General features: G+C 59.5%; 17 protein-coding genes. 12 read left to right on the top strand and 5 right to left on the bottom strand.

The window, feature by feature from the left end:
* Positions 1-88: 88 nt before the first annotated feature.
* The 4 genes from oppC to ACB032_RS19105 all read right to left on the bottom strand — a co-directional run bounded on the left by oppC (position 89) and on the right by ACB032_RS19105 (position 4567).
* Positions 89-1000, bottom strand: a complete 912-nt coding sequence (oppC, locus tag ACB032_RS19120) for an oligopeptide ABC transporter permease OppC (protein ID WP_011706428.1) — start codon at positions 998-1000, stop codon at positions 89-91.
* Between the two features lie 14 nt (positions 1001-1014).
* The gene (gene oppB / locus ACB032_RS19115; protein ID WP_011706429.1) at positions 1015-1935 is read right to left on the bottom strand and encodes an oligopeptide ABC transporter permease OppB; all 921 of its coding nucleotides are present in this window, start codon (positions 1933-1935) and stop codon (positions 1015-1017) included.
* A gap of 97 nt (positions 1936-2032) precedes the next feature.
* Positions 2033-3652, bottom strand: coding sequence for an ABC transporter substrate-binding protein (locus ACB032_RS19110; protein ID WP_011706430.1), 1620 nt, complete (start codon positions 3650-3652; stop codon positions 2033-2035).
* Between the two features lie 279 nt (positions 3653-3931).
* The gene (locus tag ACB032_RS19105; protein WP_371138560.1) at positions 3932-4567 is read right to left on the bottom strand and encodes a YchE family NAAT transporter; all 636 of its coding nucleotides are present in this window, start codon (positions 4565-4567) and stop codon (positions 3932-3934) included.
* A 269-nt stretch (positions 4568-4836) separates the two neighbouring features.
* On the opposite strand from ACB032_RS19105, the gene ACB032_RS19100 reads away from it, so the two are divergent.
* The 11 genes from ACB032_RS19100 (at position 4837) to ACB032_RS19050 (ending at position 19637) form a co-directional block, all read left to right on the top strand.
* On the top strand, positions 4837-5469 hold the full coding sequence (locus tag ACB032_RS19100) for a 2OG-Fe dioxygenase family protein (RefSeq protein WP_166463895.1): 633 nt from the start codon (positions 4837-4839) through the stop codon (positions 5467-5469).
* A 295-nt stretch (positions 5470-5764) separates the two neighbouring features.
* Entirely contained in the window at positions 5765-8428 is a 2664-nt protein-coding gene (gene adhE, locus ACB032_RS19095; protein WP_016351087.1) for a bifunctional acetaldehyde-CoA/alcohol dehydrogenase, read from the top strand.
* 109 nt (positions 8429-8537) lie between these two features.
* Positions 8538-9773, top strand: a complete 1236-nt coding sequence (locus ACB032_RS19090) for an HD-GYP domain-containing protein (RefSeq protein WP_011706434.1) — start codon at positions 8538-8540, stop codon at positions 9771-9773.
* A gap of 353 nt (positions 9774-10126) precedes the next feature.
* Positions 10127-11797, top strand: a complete 1671-nt coding sequence (locus ACB032_RS19085) for a LytS/YhcK type 5TM receptor domain-containing protein (RefSeq protein ID WP_371138559.1) — start codon at positions 10127-10129, stop codon at positions 11795-11797.
* Positions 11798-11851: 54 nt separating this feature from the next.
* Positions 11852-12556: a two-component system response regulator BtsR gene (gene btsR, locus ACB032_RS19080; protein ID WP_371138558.1), complete on the top strand. Its 705-nt coding sequence runs from the start codon at positions 11852-11854 to the stop codon at positions 12554-12556.
* Between the two features lie 140 nt (positions 12557-12696).
* Positions 12697-14118 carry a carbon starvation protein A gene (locus tag ACB032_RS19075; RefSeq protein ID WP_371138557.1) on the top strand — a complete coding sequence of 474 codons (1422 nt, stop codon included), beginning with the start codon at positions 12697-12699 and terminating at the stop codon, positions 14116-14118.
* A 289-nt stretch (positions 14119-14407) separates the two neighbouring features.
* On the top strand, positions 14408-14746 hold the full coding sequence (locus ACB032_RS19070) for a DUF3302 domain-containing protein (protein ID WP_011706438.1): 339 nt from the start codon (positions 14408-14410) through the stop codon (positions 14744-14746).
* A gap of 3 nt (positions 14747-14749) precedes the next feature.
* Complete coding sequence (locus ACB032_RS19065) at positions 14750-15787, top strand: HlyD family secretion protein (protein ID WP_011706439.1); 1038 nt, start codon at positions 14750-14752, stop codon at positions 15785-15787.
* A gap of 114 nt (positions 15788-15901) precedes the next feature.
* On the top strand, positions 15902-17662 hold the full coding sequence (locus ACB032_RS19060) for a DEAD/DEAH box helicase (RefSeq protein WP_371138556.1): 1761 nt from the start codon (positions 15902-15904) through the stop codon (positions 17660-17662).
* 132 nt (positions 17663-17794) lie between these two features.
* Positions 17795-19231, top strand: coding sequence for a D-alanyl-D-alanine carboxypeptidase/D-alanyl-D-alanine-endopeptidase (gene dacB / locus ACB032_RS19055; RefSeq protein WP_011706441.1), 1437 nt, complete (start codon positions 17795-17797; stop codon positions 19229-19231).
* Positions 19232-19373: 142 nt separating this feature from the next.
* On the top strand, positions 19374-19637 hold the full coding sequence (locus ACB032_RS19050) for a GrxA family glutaredoxin (RefSeq protein WP_010633640.1): 264 nt from the start codon (positions 19374-19376) through the stop codon (positions 19635-19637).
* 56 nt (positions 19638-19693) lie between these two features.
* Here ACB032_RS19050 and ACB032_RS19045 read toward each other — a convergent pair whose 3' ends face one another.
* A complete protein-coding gene (locus tag ACB032_RS19045; RefSeq protein ID WP_017408079.1) occupies positions 19694-19906 on the bottom strand; it encodes a DUF1653 domain-containing protein in 213 nt (70 codons plus the stop codon).
* Positions 19907-20285: 379 nt separating this feature from the next.
* On the opposite strand from ACB032_RS19045, the gene ACB032_RS19040 reads away from it, so the two are divergent.
* Positions 20286-21500 (top strand): pyridoxal phosphate-dependent aminotransferase, encoded by a 1215-nt coding sequence (locus ACB032_RS19040; protein WP_011706443.1) that lies wholly within the window; start codon positions 20286-20288, stop codon positions 21498-21500.
* Positions 21501-21520 lie beyond the last annotated feature (20 nt).

Genomic DNA, 21520 nt, shown 5'->3' with positions numbered 1-21520 from the left:
TCCACCCGATTGAGCCGCACTCTGCGGCCCCTCGGCGCGTTGTTTCAGCGCTTCTTCGCCGTTCTATCAGCGATATTTCGCCGCTTTCTCAGCGATCTTTCGGATCGAGGGCGTCACGCAGACCATCCCCGAGGAAGTTGAAGCAAAACAGGGTCACCACCATGAAACCGGCGGGGAACAGGAGTTGCCAGATGGCCACTTCCATCGACTTGGAGCCTTCATCCAGCAGAGCGCCCCAGCTGGTCATGGGCTCTTGTACGCCCAGCCCAAGGAAGCTCAGGAAGGATTCGAACATGATCATGCCCGGTACCAGCAAGGTGGCGTAAACCGCCACGATACCCAGCACGTTCGGCACGATGTGACGGGTGATGATCTTCCACTTGGAGACGCCGCAGACGTGAGCCGCCTCGATGAACTCCTTGCTCTTGAGGCTCAGGGTCTGGCCTCGCACGATCCGCGCCATGTCGAGCCAGCTCACCGCGCCGATGGCGATGAAGATGAGCGCCAGGTTGCGGCCGAAGAAGGTCACCAGCATGATCACGAAGAACATGAAGGGGAAGGCGTTGAGGATCTCAAGCACCCGCATCATCAGGCTGTCGACCCGACCGCCGATGAAGCCGGAGGCCGCACCGTAGAGGGTGCCGATGATGACGGCCACCATGGCCCCCATGATGCCGACCATCAGCGAGATGCGCCCGCCGAGCAGGGTGCGCACGAACAGATCGCGCCCCAGGCTGTCGGTGCCGAACCAGTGGCCGGTTTCCATGTCCGGAGCCGCCTGCATGGCGCCCCAGTCAGGATCGTCGAAGGTGTATTGAGACAGATGCGGTCCCACGATCACCGCCAGACCTATGATGGTCAGGATGATCAGGCTGGTGAGTGCAGCCTTGTTGCGCAGGAAACGGCGACGGGCATCCTTCCACAGGGAGCGTCCTTCCACCACTTCCACTTGCTGGGCGAACGCCTCGACGGCTTCGCGTTTTTCAGTTGTGACAACCATGATGTACTCCCGACTTAGTAACGGATCTTGGGATCGATAAAGGCATAGAGAATATCGACCACGGCGTTAAAGGTGATGGTGAGGGCGCCGACCAGAATGGTCAGACCGAGCACCATGGAGTAATCACGGTTGAGGGCACCGTTGACGAACAGCTGACCAATCCCCGGCAGGCCGAAGATGGTTTCGATCACCACGGAACCCGTGATAATACCCACGAACGCAGGCCCCAGATAGGAGACCACCGGCAGCATGGCCGGACGCAGCGCGTGTTTGAGGATGATGTGGCGCAGCGGCAAGCCCTTGGCGCGGGCGGTACGGATGAAGTTGGAGTTCATGGTCTCGATCATGCTGCCCCGCATGATCCGCGAGATGGCGGAGATGTAGTACATCATCATGCCGAACACCGGCAGCACCATGAATTGCACCCCGCCGCCCTGCCAGCCACCGGCCGGGAACCAGCCGAGATGAATACTGAACAGCAACACCAGCAAGGGGGCCAGCACAAAGCCCGGGATCACCACCCCGGCCATGGCCGACGACATCAACAGGTAGTCGATGACGGTATTCTGTTTCAAGGCGGCAATGGTGCCGAAGGTGACCCCCAGTGTCACCGCGAACAGAAAGGCGAAGGAGCCAATCTTGGCCGACACCGGCAGCGCCTGGCTTACCAGATCGTTGACGGTGAAGTCCTTGTATTTGAAGGAGGGACCGAGGTCGCCCTGCACAAGGTTGCCCAGATAGGTGAGGTATTGCACGCCGATGGGCTTGTCGAGGCCATATTTGGCTTCGATGTTGGCCAGTACTTCCGGCGGCAGGGAGCGTTCGCTGGTGAAGGGGTTGCCCGGCGCGAAACGCATCATGAAGAAGGAGACGGTGATCAAGACCAGCAGAGTCGGGATCGCTTCCAGTAGACGTTTAAAAATGAATTTCAACATAGACAATTCCTGTCCTGTACTGCTTCCAAAGGGTCGCGGTTGTAATAAAGGCCCGCCATCCGGCGGGCCTGCTTTGTTATGCGACGTGTTACTTTACTCAGTGAGCAATGATGTACATGTCTTTGCTGTAGAGGTTGTCCAGCGGGTTGGCCGGGTAGCCGCCCACGTAGGACTTGACCATGCGGGAGGTCACGTACTGATAGATGGGAGCGATCGGCATGTCCTTGGCCAGGATCTCTTCAGCCTGCACATAGAGCTTATTGCGGGCATCGGCATCCACCTGATTGCGCGACTCGTTCATCAGCTTGTCAAACGCCGGGTTGGAGTATTTGCCGTCGTTGTTGCCGTGCGTGGTCTGCATCAGATCCAGCATGGAAGAGGCTTCGTTGTAGTCGGCGATCCAGCCGGCACGACCCACATCAAACTGACCCTGCTTCTTGGTTTCCAGGTAGGTTTTCCATTCCTGGTTGACCAGGCTCACCTGCACGCCCAGCTTCTTCCACATGGAAGCCACGGCAACCGCCACTTTCTTGTGGTTGTCGTCGGTGTTGTAGAGCAGCTCGAACTTGAGCGGTTTGCCCGGGCCGAAACCGGCTTCGGTCAGCAGCTCTTTCGCCTTGGCATCACGCTCTGCCTGGGTCAGCTTGGACCAGGCCGGCGCCACCGGCTTGAAGCCGTCCACGAAATCAGGCACCAGGGTGTAGCCCGGGGTCTCGCCCTTGCCCATCACCTTGTCGGCGATCACGTTGCGGTCGATGGCATAAGAGAGGGCGGTACGCACTCGCACGTCATCAAACGGCTTGTGCTTGAAGTTGTACTGGTAGTAGTAGGTACCGACATAGCCGCTCACCTTCACCTCGTTCGGCAGCTCTTTCTTCATCTGCTTGAAGCGCTCGATGGGCATGTTGTAGGTGAGATCCACTTCGCCGGCCAGATAGCGGTTCAGCTCGGCGTTGGTGGACTGGATCGGCAGATAGGTCACCTTGTTGATGACGGTCTTGGCGTTGTTCCAGTAGTTCGGGTTGCGCTCGACGTCGACGCGCTCGTTGACCACCCAATCCTTCAGCACATAGGCACCGTTGGATACCATGTTGCCGGGCTGGGTCCACTTGTCACCAAACTTCTCGATCACCTTCTTCGGCACCGGGTAGGTGGTGGTGTGGGAGAGCATGCTGACGAAGTAAGGCACCGCCTTCTCCAGCTGCACCTCGAAGGTGTAGTCGTCCACTGCCTTCACGCCCAGGGTGTCGGCCGCTTTCTTGCCGGCGATGATCTCGCTGGCATTGACGATGGTCGGGATCTCCAGATACCAGGAGTAGGGAGACGCCGTCTTGGGATCCACGGCCCGCTTGAAGGCGAACTCGAAATCGTGGGCTGTCACGGGATCCCCGTTGGACCACTTGGCATCTTTGCGCAGGTGGAACACGAAGTGTTTGTTGTCCTTGGTTTCCCAGGACTCGGCCATGGCGGGAAGCACTTCCCCTTTGGGGCCGGAGGCAACGAGACCTTCGAACAGGTCACGCAGAATATTGGATTCAACCGTTCCTTCGGTTTTGTGCGGGTCGAGAGTGGCAGGCTCGGAGCCATTGCCTTTTACCAGCTGCTGAACGTCAGCCAGTTTGGTACCTGCGGGAACATCGGCGGCTTGTGCCGCGTTGACACCGCCGAACAGTGCTGCCACCAAGAGGGTATTAATCATTGTTTTTTTATGAGTCATTTCCATACTCCACAAGAACATTCCATGCAATTTTCCATCAACGGGATAAGTACCCCGCTGCCAGCATAATTCCCTGACATTTCTGATAATGCAATAGATATTGTCAGGCAGGGCTGGACTTCATGGTCAAAAAAGCAGCTTTTAACCAATTATTCAGAATTTAAATATCGCGTGATGGACGTTTTTTATACAAACCCGCTCGATTCTAGGAAATGACCAACAAAAAAGAAACAATAAAAAGCCGGTCACGAGGACCGGCTCCAACAAAACAGACCTGAATCACATCAATCCGTGGAAGACCCCCTTGATCCCCGCCACCATGATCTCGATGCCAAGCGACATCATGATGAGACCCATGATCCGGGTGACCACGTTGATGCCGGTGTTGCCCATCACCTTGAACAGCAGGGGGGCGGCGCGGAAGATGAGCCAGGAGCAGAAGGCAAACACCATCACTACCACCGACATCCCCAGCATCTGGGACCAGGTGCTCTGGCTGGCATAGACAATAGAGGAAGAGATGGCGCCGGGGCCGGCCATCAACGGCAGCGCCAGCGGCACCACAGCGACAGATTCCCGCGCGGCGAGCTCCCCTTTCTCCTGCTTGTTGTGCTTCACCTCCCCCAGCTTGCCCTGCAGCATGGACCAGGCGATCAGGGTGATGAGCGAGCCGCCGGCAATGCGAAACGACGCCAGCGAGATGCCGAAACCATCGAGGATCAGCTGCCCCATGTACATGGAGACCAGCAGGATGATCATCACCGCAATGTTGGCGGTGGTGTTGGTCTTCATCCGCTCTTCCGGCGTTTGATGGCTGGTCAGGCTGACAAACACCGGCAACAGGCCGAGCGGGTTGATGATTGCGAACAAACCGATGAAAAACTTCAGATATAAAGAGACGTCAATTGCTGCCATAGGCGCCATCCAGAAGTAGAACGAGGCCCTGCGGGCCACCCCGATAAACCGTGCGTAAATTTACACCATGGCCGAAACCTTCACCAATCAAATAATCTCACCCTTTCCGTGGCTTTTCAGTTAGTTCCTCTAATGTCACGACGAAATTCAACATATCGAGTTGTTAATAAAGATTGTCGCCATTTAACACTCTGATAAAATCACTTCGAGTTTTATGCGGCCACGGAGTTTTGGCGCAACATTTCATCTTCGTAAAAAAGGATTTTGTAATGATTGATACGGACATCAAGTTGCAATGGCATCTGGATTCACTGCCCGCAGGCAGTGTCGCCCCCCTGCTGGGCTTCTTCGAGCGGCTGCCGGTTGATCCCTATATCCAGGGCCGCTTTCGCGAACGCCGTTACGGCCGGGTTGAAAAAGAGGGCAGCCGCTTTTACCCCCTCGACAACGGCGTCTTCTTCCAGGCGGCCGCCATCAACAAGTTTTTGGGGGACGTACCCAGAACCTATGCCGAGCTGGATCCCGCCTTCGTCGCCCACCCCACCTTTCAGCTGATGCTGGCCCGCTTTGCCCGCCATACCCGGCTGGCGGATGGCCAGGCCATCGGCATTCACCAGATGCGCATCGTCACCGGTGAAGGTGAAAGCGTGCCGCCCGCCCCGGAAGGCGTGCATCAGGACGGCTTTGATTTCATCGGGGTGTTCTTTTGTGGCAGTGACGGGGTCAGCGGCGGCGCCTTGCAGCTCTATCATGGATTAAAAGAACAACCATTTTTTCAACAACAATTAAACGCTGGCGAGTATCTGATCCTGGATGATCGCCGTTTCTATCACAATGCCGCCCCCATACTGCCCCAGGGTCCGCACCGGGGACACTGGGACGTAATCGTGCTAACTGCTTGAAAAATGGTGCGTGAGCCCCTGTTCACGCCCCATTCATCCCGCTTCTGGCCCACTCAACAACTGCGCAACATCTGGCAAACATGTATTGTGAAACAAAATTTCTTTTGTTCTTTTGTTACACATGATCCAGATCAAGTTTTTCTGAGTCAGCCCCGCTCTATAATCGACTCAGAAAGCGATTTAGTAAGGCATGTAAATACCCCGTTGTGGTGATTCTGTTCTTGACAGGGCATCTATAATTGCCGGGCATTGCCAACGTCTTACTAAACAGTTTTCAAATCATCAGGAGATAAACATGGCAGTAACCAATATGGCTGAACTGGATGCACTGGTCGCCCGCGTCAAAGAAGCCCAGCGTGAATTCGCCAGCTTCTCGCAAGAGCAGGTAGACAAGATCTTCCGTGCCGCCGCCCTGGCCGCCAGCAATGCCCGTATCCCCCTGGCCCAGATGGCCGTGGAAGAGTCCGGTATGGGTATCATCGAAGACAAGGTTATCAAGAACCACTTCGCCTCCGAATACATCTACAACAAGTACAAAGAAGAGAAGACCTGCGGCATCCTCAGTGAAGATGACGAGATGGGCACCATCACCATCGCCGAGCCGGTAGGTATCATCTGCGGTATCGTACCGACCACCAACCCGACCTCCACTGCGATCTTCAAATCACTGATCTCCCTGAAGACCCGCAACGCCATCATCTTCTCCCCGCACCCCCGTGCCAAGAACTCCACCAATACCGCTGCCAAGCTGGTACTGGATGCAGCCATTGCCGCCGGTGCGCCGAAAGACATCATCGGCTGGATCGATCAACCGACCGTTGAACTCTCCAACGCCCTGATGAAGCACAACGACATCAACCTGATCCTGGCCACCGGTGGCCCGGGCATGGTGAAAGCCGCTTACTCCTCTGGCAAGCCTGCCATCGGTGTGGGTGCCGGTAACGTACCCGTTGTCATCGACGAAACTGCCGATGTGAAGCGCGCCGTCGCCTCCATCCTGATGTCCAAAACCTTCGACAACGGCGTGGTCTGTGCCTCCGAGCAAGCCGTCATCGTGGTTGACTCCATCTATGACCAGGTGAAAGAGCGTTTCGCGACTCACAACGGTTATGTGCTGACCAAAGAAGAAGCTGACAAGGTCCGCAAGGTCATCCTGATCAACGGCGCCATGAACGCCAACATCGTGGGCCAGCCTGCCACCAAGATCGCCGAAATGTCCGGCGTGACCGTGCCCCCCACCACCAAGATCCTCATCGGTGAAGGTCTGGAAGTGTGTGAAGAGGAAGAGTTCGCTCACGAGAAGCTCTCCCCGACCCTGGGTATGTTCCGCGCCAAGAACTTCGAAGAAGCCGTCGAAATGGCCTGCACCATGGTCAACCTGGGTGGTATCGGCCACACCTCCGGTCTGTACACCGACCAGGATCGCAACGCCGACCGCATCAAGTACTTCGGCGACAAGATGAAGACCGCCCGTATCCTGATCAACACCCCGACCACCCAGGGTGGTATCGGTGACCTGTACAACTTTGCCATCGCACCGTCCTTGACGCTGGGTTGCGGTTCCTGGGGTGGTAACTCCATCTCCGAAAACGTGGGTCCCAAGCACCTGATCAACAAGAAGACAGTCGCAAAACGGGCAGAAAATATGCTGTGGCACAAACTTCCGAAATCCATCTACTTCCGTCGTGGTTCCCTGCCGATCGCCCTGGGCGACTTGGAAGGTAAAAAACGCGCACTGGTCGTGACCGACCGCTTCCTGTTCAACAACGGCTACGCCGACGAAGTGGTTCGTCTGCTCAAGGGCCTGAAGATGGAAGTGGAAGTGTTCTACGAAGTAGAAGCCGACCCGACCCTGTCTGTGGTTCGCAAAGGCGCCGAGATGGCCCACTCCTTCAAGCCGGACGTGATCGTCGCGCTGGGCGGTGGTTCACCGATGGATGCGGCCAAGATCATGTGGGTGATGTACGAGCACCCGGAAACCGCGTTCGAAGATCTGGCCATGCGCTTCATGGACATCCGCAAGCGTATCTACAAGTTCCCGAAAATGGGCGTGAAGGCCGAACTGGTCTGTATCACCACCACTTCCGGTACCGGTTCTGAAGTGACCCCGTTTGCGGTCGTGACCGACGACGCCACCGGCATGAAATACCCGCTGGCCGACTACGAGTTGACCCCGAACATGGCCATCGTCGACGCCAACCTGGTCATGGGCATGCCTAAATCCCTGTGTGCCTTCGGCGGTATCGATGCCGTGACTCACGCCATGGAAGCCTACGTTTCCGTACTGGCCAACGAGTACTCCGACGGTCAGGCGCTGCAAGCCCTGAAACTGCTGAAAGAGTACCTGCCGTCCAGCTACCAGAACGGTGCCAACGACCCGGTTGCTCGCGAGAAAGTACACAACGCTGCCACCATCGCCGGTATCGCGTTCGCCAACGCCTTCCTGGGTGTGTGCCACTCCATGGCTCACAAACTGGGTGCCGAGTTCCACATTCCGCACGGCCTGGCCAACGCCCTGCTGATCAGCAACGTGATCCGCTACAACGCCAACGACAACCCGACCAAGCAGACTGCGTTCTCCCAGTACGACCGTCCGCAGGCTCGCCGTCGCTACGCCGAAGTTGCCGACCACCTGGGTCTGACTGCCGCCGGTGACCGTACCGCCGCCAAGATCGAGAAGCTGCTGGTATGGCTGGACGAGCTGAAAGCCACCCTGGGCATCCCGGCCTCCATCCGTGAAGCCGGCGTGTCTGAAGCTGACTTCCTGGCCAAGGTTGACCAGCTGGCCGTGGAAGCCTTCGATGACCAGTGCACCGGCGCCAACCCGCGCTACCCGCTGATCAGCGAGCTGAAAGCCATCCTGCTGGACACCTACTACGGCCGTCCCTTCACCGAAGACGCTCAGGTAGCGGCCAAGGTAGAAGCCAAGGTTGAAGGCAAGAAGAAGTCCAAAGCCTGATAAGCTGAACCGACTCGAGAGCCCGCGCACATGCGCGGGCTTTTTTGTTTGTCTATCTGCTTAATTTTGCTAGCTTGTTCATAGGCATTCATGAAATGCGAGCTAGCGTATGGCGCTGATACAAGCCTCCATCGAGCAGTTACGGGTAGGCCACTACATCCATCTCCCCACGGGATGGACCAACCACCCTTTTATGTTCAATGCATTCAAGATCAAGGATCAGCAGCAACTCGACATCATTCGCCATCTCGATCTCAGCCTGCTGATGGTGGATCCCGACAAGAGCGACCTGCCTATCGAACCCATCTTGCGCGGTGATATTCCTTCCGCCGGGCCTGACCTCTCGATCATCGAAGAGCTGGTGGAGAGCGGCCCTGCCCCGTTTGATGAGAAAGCCTTTCGCCGTTCCCTGCGTGCCGCCGACAAGGCCTTCGGCCAATCCATGTCCGAACTGCGCGATGCACTGGGGGCTCTCAACCTCAAGCCGGACGAAGGGCTAGCCAACACGGCGCAGATAGTGCGCAACGCAGCCGCCCGCATCAGTGCCCACGAAGGCCCGCTCGGCCTGCACCTCATTCGCAGCCCGCACACCGACATCCTGCTGCAGCACAGCCTGAACGTGGCCTTCATCGCCATGTTGATGGCCCGTGAGCTCGGCATGAACCCCATTGAAATCGAAGAGACCGGGCTGGCCGGCCTGGTGCACGACATCGGCGAGCTGAAGATCCCGACCCAGATCACCCAGAAACGGGGGGAGCTCAACAAGTCGGAGCAAAACTTCCTCAACATGCACCCCCAGTACGGGCTGGAGATGCTGACCCAGCTGCAGGCCTTCGAGCCCAAGATCCGCCAGGTGGCCCATCTGCATCACGAGCGCCTCGACGGCAGCGGCTTTCCCCTTGGCATCAAGGGGGGCGAGATCCCGCCGCTGGCGCGGATCATCGGGCTGGTGGATTACTATGACGAGCTGCTGCACCCACGCAACAGCGCCACACCGGCGGCGCCGAGCCAGGCCATCAGCCAGCTCTACAAGCTGTCGCAGAAGAAATTCGACCAGGATCTGGTCAAGCTGCTGATCAAGGTGCTGGGGGTCTATCCGCCCGGCTCGCTGGTGATGCTCTCCGATGACTCGGTGGCGCTGGTGCTCTCCACCGAGCCCACCATGCCGCTCAAACCCAAGGTGCTGCCCTACATCAAGGCACAGCGGCCGGAAGGGGTGGCGATGATCGACCTGCGGGAAGATGAGCGCACCATCAAATCATTTATCAAGCAGGAAGAGCTGGATGAGGGGCAACGGCTGTTTTTCAACCTGACCCGACGCTTCTGTTACTATTTTGCCTTCTGAGTTATCCCCAGAAGCTGGGGATAACTCATTGGACAAACCTGAATAATCACTCGATTGCCCGCAAAATTGTTCGCCATCCACCATGGATAAAAAACGCCCAGCCAAGGGGCCGGGCGGAGCATGCCACCTCCGTGTGGCGTATCCAGCGGATACATTCATGCTCCATCCAGCAATATCAACCCTTGGGCGATTACACAAATATCAATTTAACATGCTGATTTAATATGGTTTTATTTCACGTTTCTGGCACACTGCGGCCGCAACCCCGCCCTGGCGCCCCGCAGAACAAGATCCTGATCACATTTATTCAAGGTTGCCGCTTTTTTCGGCACGGACTCTGAGGAACGTTTTTTATGCAGTTGGTCCTCTCCCTGCTTCAACAGATGAGCGTCAGCCTGGTCATCGCCTACCTCTTTTCCAAGAGTCCGCTGCTGCGTCCACTGGCCAACTACTCGGTCAGGCTGCCTCACAAGGTGCTCATCTACATCACCTTCTCCTGCTTCTGCATCCTCGGCACCTATGTGGGGCTGGATATCGACGACGCCATCGCCAATACCCGCGCCGTCGGCGCCGTGCTGGGCGGGCTGCTGGGGGGCCCGTTGGTGGGCTTTCTGGTGGGGCTGACCGGCGGCCTGCACCGCTATACCCTGGGCGGCTTCACCGATCTCGCCTGCGCCATCTCCACCACCTGCGAGGGGCTGCTGGGCGGGCTGGTGCACTGGCGGCTGATGCGGGCGGGCAAGATGGATGCGCTGTTCGAGCCGCGCATCGCCTTCTTCACCACCCTCTACGCCGAGATCATGCAGATGGTGATCATCCTCTTGGTGGCCACGCCATTCGATAAATCCCTGCTGCTGGTGCGTACCATCGCCACCCCCATGATCCTGGCCAACTCCTGTGGCGCCGCGCTCTTCATCAGCATGATCCGCGACCAGCAGCACATGTACGAGAAATTCTCCCGGGTCTTCTCCGCCAAGGCCCTCAATATCGCCAACCGCACCGTCGGCATCATGAGCCAGGGTTTCACCCCAGAGGCCAGCCACAAGATTGCCCGTATCATCCAGGAGGAGACCGGGGTGGGCGCCGTCGCCATCACGGATACCGACAAGATCCTCGCCTTCATCGGCATCGGCGAGGATCACCACCAGCCAGGTACCCCCATCACCTCGGCCATCACCATGCAGGCCATCGCCCGCAACAAGGTGCTGTTTGCCGACGGCAACAGCCAGCCCTACCGCTGCAGCATCTCGCCCCAGTGCCAGCTCGGCTCGGTGCTGGTGATCCCCCTGCACGGCGACGAGGGGGTGATCGGCACCATCAAGCTCTACGAGCCCAAGAAGCGGCTGTTTCTCAAGATCAACCACACCCTGGGAGAAGGGATTGCCAACCTGCTCTCCCAGCAGTTGCTGACCGGCCGGCTGGAGCAGCAGCAACGGCTGCTGGTGCAATCCGAACTCAAGCTGGTGCAGGCCCAGATCAATCCCCACTTTCTGTTCAACACCCTCAACACCATCAGCGCCATCACCCGGCGCGAACCGGAGCGAGCACGCCAACTGCTGCTGCACCTCTCCCTGTTCTTTCGCAAGAACCTCAAGCGCCAGAGCGGCCTGGCCACCCTGCAGGAGGAGCAGGAGCACTGCCAATCCTATCTGGAGATCGAGCTGGCCCGCTTTGGCGACCGACTGACGGTGCAAAACGAGATCCCGCCGGCCCTCGCCGACCTCAAGCTGCCGAGCTTCACCCTGCAGCCCCTCATCGAGAACGCCATCAAGCACGGCATCTCCACCCTGCTGGAGCAGGGGCACATTCGCCTCTACACCGAGCAGACGGCAGAGCGGGTCACCATTCACGTGGAGGACAATGCCGGCACCTGGCAGGAGAAACCGGCCGGCGACGGGCTCGGCATGACCCTGGTGGACAGGCGTCTCAAGAGCGCCTTTGGCAACCGCTATGGCCTGAGCGTCAGTTGCGAGCCCGACTGCTGGACCCGGGTCTCCGTCACCCTGCCAAGGCAATTACCATGATCCGGCCGCCGTCCCACTCCATCTTCATCCCCCCCAGCCACGCAGGAGAACCCCATGATCCGCACCCTCATCGTCGATGACGAGCTTTATGCCCGCGAGGAGCTGATGCAGCACCTGGCCGCCGAGCCCGATATCGAACTGCTGGGGGCGGCCGCCAACGCCATCGAGGCGCTGGTGCTTATTCAGCGGCTCAAACCCGACGTGGTGTTTCTTGACATCCAGATGCCCAAGCTCAGCGGCATGGCGCTGGTGGCCATGCTCGATCCCCTGCCCCGCATCGTCTTTGTCACCGCCTTTGACGAGTACGCCATCCAGGCGTTCGAGGAGAACGCCTTCGACTACCTGCTCAAACCGGTGGAGCCGGTGCGTCTGGCCAAGACGCTGGCGCGGCTGAGGCAAGATCTCAGCCCCCAGCCCATGACGGCGCTCGCCCCCGCCATTCGCCACATCCCGGGCTACCTGCACAACCGGGTACGGCTGCTGCCCATCGAACAAGTGGAGTACGCCTTCTCCGATCTCGGCGGGGTGCACGTGGCGAGCCAGGGCGAGCTGTTTCATACCCAGCTCACCCTCAAATCGCTGGAGGAGAAGACCCCACTGCTGCGCTGCCACCGCCAGTACCTGGTGGCCCCGGCCGCCATCTTCGAGATCCGGCTGCTGGAGAACCAGCTGGCGGAGATAGTGACGCCGAGCGGCGCCCGGGTGCCGGTCAGCCGACGTTACCTGAAGGAGTTGAAGGAGATGCTGGGGCTGGAGTAAGCCCCGCGATGTGAGCCGGATCACGAGCGCCGACCGCTCGGTCCGCCATATCACCGCTCATGCCGTTTTACCTGCCGTCAACAGAGCAAGCCCCTACACTGGCCGCGCACACCCAACAATAACAAAGCAGGAGCGTAGCAATGATCTGGTTCTTCCTCTGTGTCGGCTTGCTGATAGCCGGCTATTTCGTATACGGCAAATTCATCGAACGGATATTCGGCCCCAAGCCGGAGCTGAAAACCCCCGCCATCACCATGGCGGACGGGGTGGACTATGTCCCCATGTCGGACAAGAAGGTCTATCTGGTTCAGCTGCTCAACATCGCCGGCGTCGGCCCCATCTTCGGTCCCATCCTGGGCGCCCTCTACGGTCCGGTCGCCATGCTCTGGATCGTGTTTGGCTGCATCTTCGCCGGTGCGGTGCACGACTACTTCTCCGGCATGCTGTCGGTGCGCGCCAAGGGCGCCTCGGTGCCGACCGTGGTCGGTGAACACCTCGGCACCACCGCCAAGCACTTCATGAACCTGTTCGCCGTGGTGCTGTTGATGCTGGTGGGCGTGGTGTTCGTACTGAGCCCGGCTGGCCTTCTGGCCAACCTCACCTCCACCGATCTGGTCTACTGGATTGCGGCCATCTTCGCCTACTACATCCTGGCGACCATAGTCCCCATCGACAAGATCATCGGCCGTTTCTACCCCATCTTCGGCGCCCTGCTGGTGTTCATGTCGGTCGGCCTCATCATCGGCCTCATCGTCTCCGGCAAAGGCTTCTACAACACCGGGATGGATTTTTCCAACCTGCACCCGACCGAGCTGCCGCTCTGGCCGCTGCTCTTCATCACCATCGCCTGCGGCGCCGTGTCGGGCTTCCACGCCACCCAGTCACCGCTGATGGCGCGCTGCATGCAAAACGAGAGCTCCGGCCGTTTCATCTTCTACGGTGCCATGATTGGTGAAGGGATCATCGCCCTCATCTGGTGCACCCTGGGTCTCTCCTTCTACGACAGCACCGAGGTGCTCAACGCCACCCTGGCCAGCGGCGGCCCTTCTGCCGTGGTGCACGAGGTCTCCACCAGCCTGCTCGGCACCGTCGGCGGCATCCTGGCCATCCTCGGCGTGGTGATCCTGCCCATCACCTCCGGCGACACCGCGTTTCGCAGTGCCCGCCTCATCGTCGCGGACTTCCTGAAACTGACCCAGAAGCCCATGGCCAAGCGACTGCTCATCGCCATCCCCATGTTCATCCTCGGTTTCATCATCTCCAAGGCCGAATTCGGGGTGATCTGGCGCTACTTCGGCTGGGCCAACCAGACCACCGCGGTGATGATGCTGTGGGCGGCGGCGGCCTACCTCGCCAAAGAGGGCAAGCTGCACTGGGTCTGCACCATTCCCGCCATGTTCATGACCGCCGTGGTGTTCACCTACCTGGCCAACGCCCCCATCGGGTTCGGGCTGGAGATGGGCATCTCCACCATGATTGGACTGGCCAGCACCCTGATCGTCACGGTGGCCTTCCTGGTGAAATTCAGGCCTGCGCTGATCAACAAGCCCAGCGAAAGTTGACCCACGCCAACCATGTCAAAAAAGGAGCCGTCAGGGCTCCTTTTTTTGCTGAACATTTCCCTTCAGCAATGCCATACTCCCAGCGTAAGTCCTTGTCATGGATACGACTTTACGGACTTGCCCCCAACAACATCAGCGTCTGTTTTGACGACTTGGAAACTACTTAAGCTTCAGTACAACAAAACAACTTAAGATTTCGGGCCCGACAGGAGGGAAATCAGGTGGCTGACTGCCTTGCAGAGCCCTGATCCCAATGACAATGCGGTGCGTCAAGCCAGCGGAGGCGTAAATGGCACTCGATTATTTTGCTCTTGGTCTGCTTTTTTTTGTGGGTTTGGTCATTTTTTATGGGGTCATCGTCATTCACGACATTCCCTATGAAATAGCCAAACATCGTCAACACCCCCATCAGGACGCCATTCACGTGGCCGGCTGGGTCAGTCTGTTCACCCTGCACGTGCTGTGGCCCTTCCTCTGGATCTGGGCCACCCTCTATCGTCCCGAGCGGGGCTGGGGCTTCAACCAGCGGCTGCAGCAGGATGAAGATGATATCCAGCAGCTCAAACAGGAGCTGGCCGACCTCAAGGCCCGCCTCAATACCATCGAACAGACCGAGCAACAGGGATAAATCATGGACCTGCTACTGATCCTGACCTACACGGCCGTCTGCGTGGCCATCTTCAAAATTTTCCGTATCCCGCTCAACAAGTGGACCGTGCCTACCGCTGCGCTGGGCGGCGTGCTGCTCATCGGCACCCTGATCATGCTGATGAACTACAACCATCCCTACTCCGAGATGGCGCGCAACTACTATGTCTCCACCCCGATCGTGCCGCTGGTCAAGGGCCGGGTCATCGAGGTGCCGGTACAGGCCAACCAGCCGGTGAAGAAGGGCGATGTGCTGTTTCGCCTGGATGCCGCCCCCTTCCAGTTGAGGGCGGACAGCCTGACGGCGCGGGTTGAATCCAACCGCAACCACCTCAAGTCCATCGAGGCCAGGCTGCGCTCCGCCAAGCTCGACCGGGATCGCGCCAGCGACCTGATGCGCCGCGGCGTCGGCAAGCAGCGCGACCTCGACGTCACCCAGGCCAACGTGGACGACATCGTGGCCCAGATCGAGCAGCAACAGGCGACGCTGGAAGATCTGCAGGCCCAGCTCGACGAGGCCAGGTATCAGGTAGAGCAGACCGTGGTCTATGCCCCGAGCGACGGCCACGTGGTGCAGCTGGCCCTGCGCCCCGGCATGATAGCCACCCCCTTCATGTATCGCCCGGTGATGACCTTCATTCACAAGGATGAAACCGCCTATGTGGGCTGGTTCTGGCAGAACAGCATGCAGCGCCTGGCGGTGGGCGATGAGGCCGAGGTGGTGATCGACGGCATCCCCGGCAAGATCTTCCAGGGCCAGGTGACCGCCGTGATCCCGGCCATCGCCGCCGGTAACGTGCAGGCCAACGCCGGCCTGCTGGATCAGGCCAGTGCCGTTCAGCCGGGCCGCCTGCCGGTGCTCATCTCCATCACCGACCCCGAATGGCCCAAGTATCAGGTGATCGCCGGGGCCAGCGGCCAGGCTGCCATCTACACCAAGCACTTCCACCATGTCTCGGTGATGCGCAAGGTGCTGCTGCGCATGGCCAGCTGGATGAACTACGTCTTCCCCTTCCACTAAGCGAAGACGTCATCGCCAGCGGGCCGGCACCATGCCGGCCCGCTGTTTTTTGGCGCCAAGATCCCTATAATGGCGCCACCCTGCACCACCCCACATCGACATACCCAAGCCTGCATGTTCGTTCTCAGACCCTATCAGACCGACGCCGTCAACGCCGTGATCAGCCACTTTCGTCAGCACCCGGATCCCGCCGTGGTGGTGCTGCCCACCGGGGCCGGCAAGAGTCTGGTGATCGCCGAGCTGGCCCGCAAGGCGCGCGGCCGGGTGCTGGTGCTGGCCCACGTCAAGGAGCTGGTGGAGCAGAACCACGCCAAATATGAGGCGTGGGGGCTCAAGGCTGACATCTTCGCCGCAGGGCTCGCTCGCAAGGAGGCGAGCGCCCAGGTGGTGTTTGGCTCGGTGCAGTCGGTGGCCCGCAATCTGGCTGCCTTCGACGGGGCGTTTTCGCTGCTCATCATCGACGAGTGCCACCGGGTCTCGCTCGATGACGACAGCCAATACCATCAGGTGATCGACCACCTCAAGGCCGCCAATCCGGCCCTCAAGATCCTCGGCCTCACCGCCACCCCCTATCGGCTCGGGCTGGGCTGGATCTACCGGCGCCACTACCACGGCATGGTCAAGAGCCACGGCGAGCGGCTGTTCGGTGACTGCGTGTTCGAGCTGCCGCTGCGCTTCATGGTCAAAAACGGCTATCTGACCCCGCCCAGGCTGGTGGATGCCCCCATCGTTCACTACGACTTCAGCAAGCTGGTGGCACGGGAGAACGGTCTGTTCAGCGAGGCGGATCTCAACGGCGAGCTCAAGCGCCAGCAGCGGGTCACCCCCCATATCCTGAGCCAGGTGCTGGAGTATGCGGCCGACCGGCAGGGAGTGATGATCTTCGCCGCCACCGTCGAGCATGCCCACGAAATTCATGGCCTGCTGGGCGCCAGAGGCCAGCAGGCCGCTCTCATCACCGGCGAGACGCCGGGGCCGGAGCGCGATGCCCTCATCAACGCCTTCAAGGCGCGCGAGCTCAAGTTTCTGGTCAATGTGGCGGTGCTCACCACCGGCTTCGACGCCCCCCACGTCGATCTCATCGTGATGCTCAGACCCACCGAGTCGGTGTCGCTCTACCAGCAGATCGTGGGTCGCGGCCTGCGCCTCTCGCCCGGCAAGGAGGACTGTCTGGTGCTCGACTACGCCGGCAACAACTTCAACCTGTTCGCCCCCGAAGTGGGGGAGCCTCGCCCCCACGCCGGTACCGAGCCTGTGCAGGTACCCTGCCCCGCCTGTGGCTTTGCCAATACCTTCTGGGGCAAGACCGACGAGGATGGCAAGGTGATCGAGCACTACGGTCGCCGCTGTCAGGGGCTGTTTGAAGATGACGAGGGCCATCGCGAGGAGTGTGACTACCGCTTTCGCGCCAAGATCTGCCCCGCCTGCGGCAGCGAAAACGACATCGCCGCACGCCGCTGCCAGAGCTGCGATCAGCTGCTGGTGGATCCCGACGACAAGCTCAAGGAGGCGCTCAATCTCAAGGATTGCATGGTCATTTGCTGCGCCGGTTTGACGCTGAATGCCGGGCGTGGCAAACAGGGGGAGCGGCTGGAGGTGGTCTATCACGATGAGGATGGTCTCACCCTCAATGAGTACTTCGGATTTCACTCCCAGGGCGCACGGCGCTTGTTTCAACAGGTCTTTGTGCGTCATCATTGGCCCGCTCCGGGTCTGGAACCCGAATTTGCCACCCTGGCGAGCGTGCTGGCGGCGCAAAGCCAGTTTCGCCACCCCGATTTCGTCATCGCCCGCAAAGCGGGGCGGTTCTGGCAGATAAAAGAGAAGATTTTTGATTATGAGGGTCGCTATCGCACCGCCAACTCGATGGCGTGATGGCCAGTGGCGACCGGCATAAATCGTATGAATGGCTTTGCCACGGTCGATCCCGCATCGGCGGGTGAAACAAGGTTGAATTGTCAGGGCCGGCACCACTGCCGGGCCCCTTCGTCACGTTTAGAGGATGTTATGCAGCGGCTGTTGATTGGTTTTTGTGCTCTGTTTTCCCTGGCGGCCCAGGCCGCCCCGCTGACGCCCCCTCAGGGTGGCCAGTACGCCATCATAGTGCAGGGCAACAACGGGGTTGAATTTGCCCGCCATGCGGATCAGATGATCGCCCCCGCCTCCACCATGAAGGTACTCACCGCGCTGGCGGCCCGTCTCGAGCTCGGAGCCGACTTCCGCTTTGCCACCGACATCCAGGCTCAGCCCGGCGCCAAACAGGGTGATGCCATCAATGGCGACATCTGGATCAACTTCGTCGGCGACCCCACCCTATCCCGCATGGATCTGCTGGCCCTGTTCAAGCAGCTCGGCGTGAACCGCATCAAGGGCAACGTCTACGTCAACACCGGCGCCTACAACGGCTACGAGCGCGGCAACGGCTGGTCGTGGGGGGATCAGACCCTCTGCTTTGCCGCCCCGGTCTCCTCGGTCATCATCGACAAGAACTGCGCCTACGGCACCATCACCGCCACCCAGATCGGCAAACCGGCCACCGGCAACGTGGCCACCGGCGTGCCCATCGGCATCGGTGCCGACAACGTGGAGGTGATGAGCTATGGCGACATGGCGCGCCAATTCTGCGCACTGGAAGTGGACATGGCCAAGGGCAACTTCTACGAGCTCAAGGGCTGCATCACCCCGAACAAGGAGCCACAGGGACTGCGCTTCGCCATCCACGACGTGGAGGCCTGGGGTTGGGACAACATCCGCTGGGCGATGGACAGGGCCGGCATCAAGCATGACGGCCTGCTGCGGGTGACCCACAAGTCCCCGGACAATGCCGAGACGCTGGGTACTCACTACTCGGTCTCATTGCCGGTGATGCTGGCCAAGATGCTGAAGAAATCGGACAACCTCTATGCCGATACCTTCCTCAAGACCGTCGGTCGCCACTACTACAACAAGCCGGGCAGCTATCGCAGCGGCACCATGGCGGTGCGCGCCATCCTGACCAAGAACGGCATCGATCTGGGCAACGCCACCCTGGCCGACGGCTCGGGCCTCTCTGCCCACAACCTCATCAGCGCCCGCCAGATGCTGTCGGTGCTGAACTTCATCCAGAAAAATGATGCCGAGCTTGGCCTCATCAAGCTGCTGCCAAGCTCCCAGGTGGATGGCACCCTGGCGTGGCGGCGCAGCGTCACCGCCCCGATGATGAAGAACAAGGTCCACGCCAAGACCGGCACCATCACCGGCACCTCCAACCTGGTGGGCTTCATCGACACCGCCGGCGGCCAGCGCAAGGCCTTCGTGATGTTCCAGCGCGGCCTGTCGCAGGACCCGGCAACCCACGAGCGCTACCGCGCCAGCAAGGCCGCCTGGCCCTGGACCGTGTTCGAGAAGGGAGTGCTGGAGAGCATCTATCAGCAGCAGCCGATCCAGATCGCCGATCAGGGTTGAGCTACCGCAAGGTGATTGACGATGACGGCCGGCGAAGCGCGCCTTATCGAAGATGGCGAACGGCCGTATCGACAATTTCCACTTTGACTAGTCACGAGGCGGGGCTATCCTGTCCCCAGCCTCATATGAATGGAGAGAGAACATGTTTGCAGTGATTTTTGGTCGTCCCGGTTGTCCCTATTGTGTCCGTGCCAAGCAGATTGCCGAGCAGCTGGTTGAACAGCGTGACGATTTCAAATTCCGCTACGTGGACATCCACGCCGAAGGCATCACCAAGGAAGATCTGGCCAAGAGCGCCGGCAAGCCGGTCAATACCGTGCCGCAAATCTTCCTGGACGAGCAGCACATCGGTGGCTGCACCGATTTCGAAGCCTATGCCAAAGAGAACCTGGGTCTCTACCAGTAAGCTCACGTTGTGAAAAAGGCGCCATCAGGCGCCTTTTTCATGGTCAATGGTCAACCTCAGCCGGCAACCGGGGTGAAACGGCTCACCACGTCTCCCTGATGCTCGATCCACTCCATGAACATGGCCACCGGGCGGGCGTAGACGGCTCCATCCTGCTCGCTCTGGTAGATCACCAGCTGCTCCCCGGTTTCGGTGTGCAGGGCCAGGGTCAACACCTGATAATACCCACCCTTGAAATGGCGGTAGCGACCAACTGCGGGGGCTTGCATGGGAACTCCTTCGATATCGACGCCAGGCGTCGCCAGCATGGCGCGCAGACCACATGCTCTGCTTTTTGGGCCGGCGCCGACAAAAATAATGACATTTTTCACGCAAGCCAATCGTGCCAGCGAGAGTGAATATTTCAACACAGTCGGGTAGCTTTGTTAATCAGCCCCTCATCTTTCACTGGTGAAACTCGGTTACCACAAACGATCGTGCTGAATTTAACGTTTTGGCAACCCTGTTTTAGGGCTAAAAATCAGGGAATTCTACTAAAAAGAGGATTGTTCTAGCATTCAATTCTGTGAAGAATAGGGGAAAAGAAATTTGATACTAAAAAACGCCTTTTTCGCCAACGCGCCCCCAGGGGAAGGAATCACAGTCACCATGTTCACTATCGACAAGTCCCACAAGCTCGACGATGTCTGCTATGACATCCGCGGCCCGGTGCATAAAGAAGCTCGCCGTCTCGAAGACGAAGGCCACCGCATCATCAAGCTCAACATCGGCAACCCGGCCCCGTTCGGTTTCGATGCGCCGGAAGAGATCATCAAGGATGTGATCCTCAACATGCCGCTCAGCCAGGGCTACTGCGACTCCAAGGGGCTCTTCTCGGCCCGCAAGGCGGTGATGCAGTACTACCAGCAGAAAGGGATGCGCAAGGTCGACATCGACGACATCTACATCGGCAACGGCGCCAGTGAACTCATCGTGATGGCGATGCAGGCGCTGCTCAACAACGGCGACGAGATGCTGGTGCCCTCCCCCGACTACCCGCTCTGGACGGCGGCAGTGACCCTCTCCGGCGGCCATGCGGTGCACTATCGCTGCGATGAAGGGGCCGACTGGTATCCGGATCTCGACGACATCCGTGCCCGCATCACCCCGCGCACCCGCGGCCTGGTGCTGATCAACCCCAACAACCCGACTGGCGCCGTCTACGGCAGCGAGTTCCTGCTGGAGGTGATCGAGATCGCCCGCCAGCACAACCTCATCATCTTCGCCGACGAGATCTACGACAAGATCCTCTACGACGACATCTCCCACACCAGCGTCTGCACCCTGTGCGACGATGTCATGGTGGTGACCTTCAACGGCCTCTCCAAGGCCTACCGTGCCTGCGGCTTCCGTCAGGGCTGGATGGTCATCACCGGTCCCAAGGGTCGTGCCAAGGGCTACATCGAGGGGCTGGAGATGCTGGCCTCCATGCGGCTGTGCGCCAACGTACCGATGCAGCACGCCATCCAGACCGCCCTGGGTGGTTACCAGAGCATCAACGAGCTGATCCTGCCGGGCGGCCGCCTACGCCGCCAGCGCGACAAGGCGTGGGAGCTGCTCAACGACATTCCGGGCGTCTCCTGCGTCAAGCCCAAGGGGGCGCTCTACATGTTCCCGCGCCTCGACCCCAAGGTGTACGACATCCGCGACGACCAGAAGATGGTGTTCGATCTGCTGCAGCAGGAAAAATTGCTGCTGGTGCAGGGCACCGGCTTCAACTGGCCGGCACCGGATCACTTCCGGCTGGTGTTCCTGCCCCGGGAAGAGGAGCTGGAAGAGGCCATCGGCCGTCTCGCCCGCTTCCTCAAGGGCTACAAGCAGTAAGCAAGGCTCATGAAAAAGGC

The organism is Aeromonas sp. S5(2024) (assembly GCF_041403025.1).
GTDB classification, from domain to species: Bacteria; Pseudomonadota; Gammaproteobacteria; order Enterobacterales; family Aeromonadaceae; genus Aeromonas; species Aeromonas hydrophila.
The sequence above is the reverse complement of the archived record's forward strand: the minus strand, read 5'-3'. Positions and strand labels throughout refer to the sequence as shown.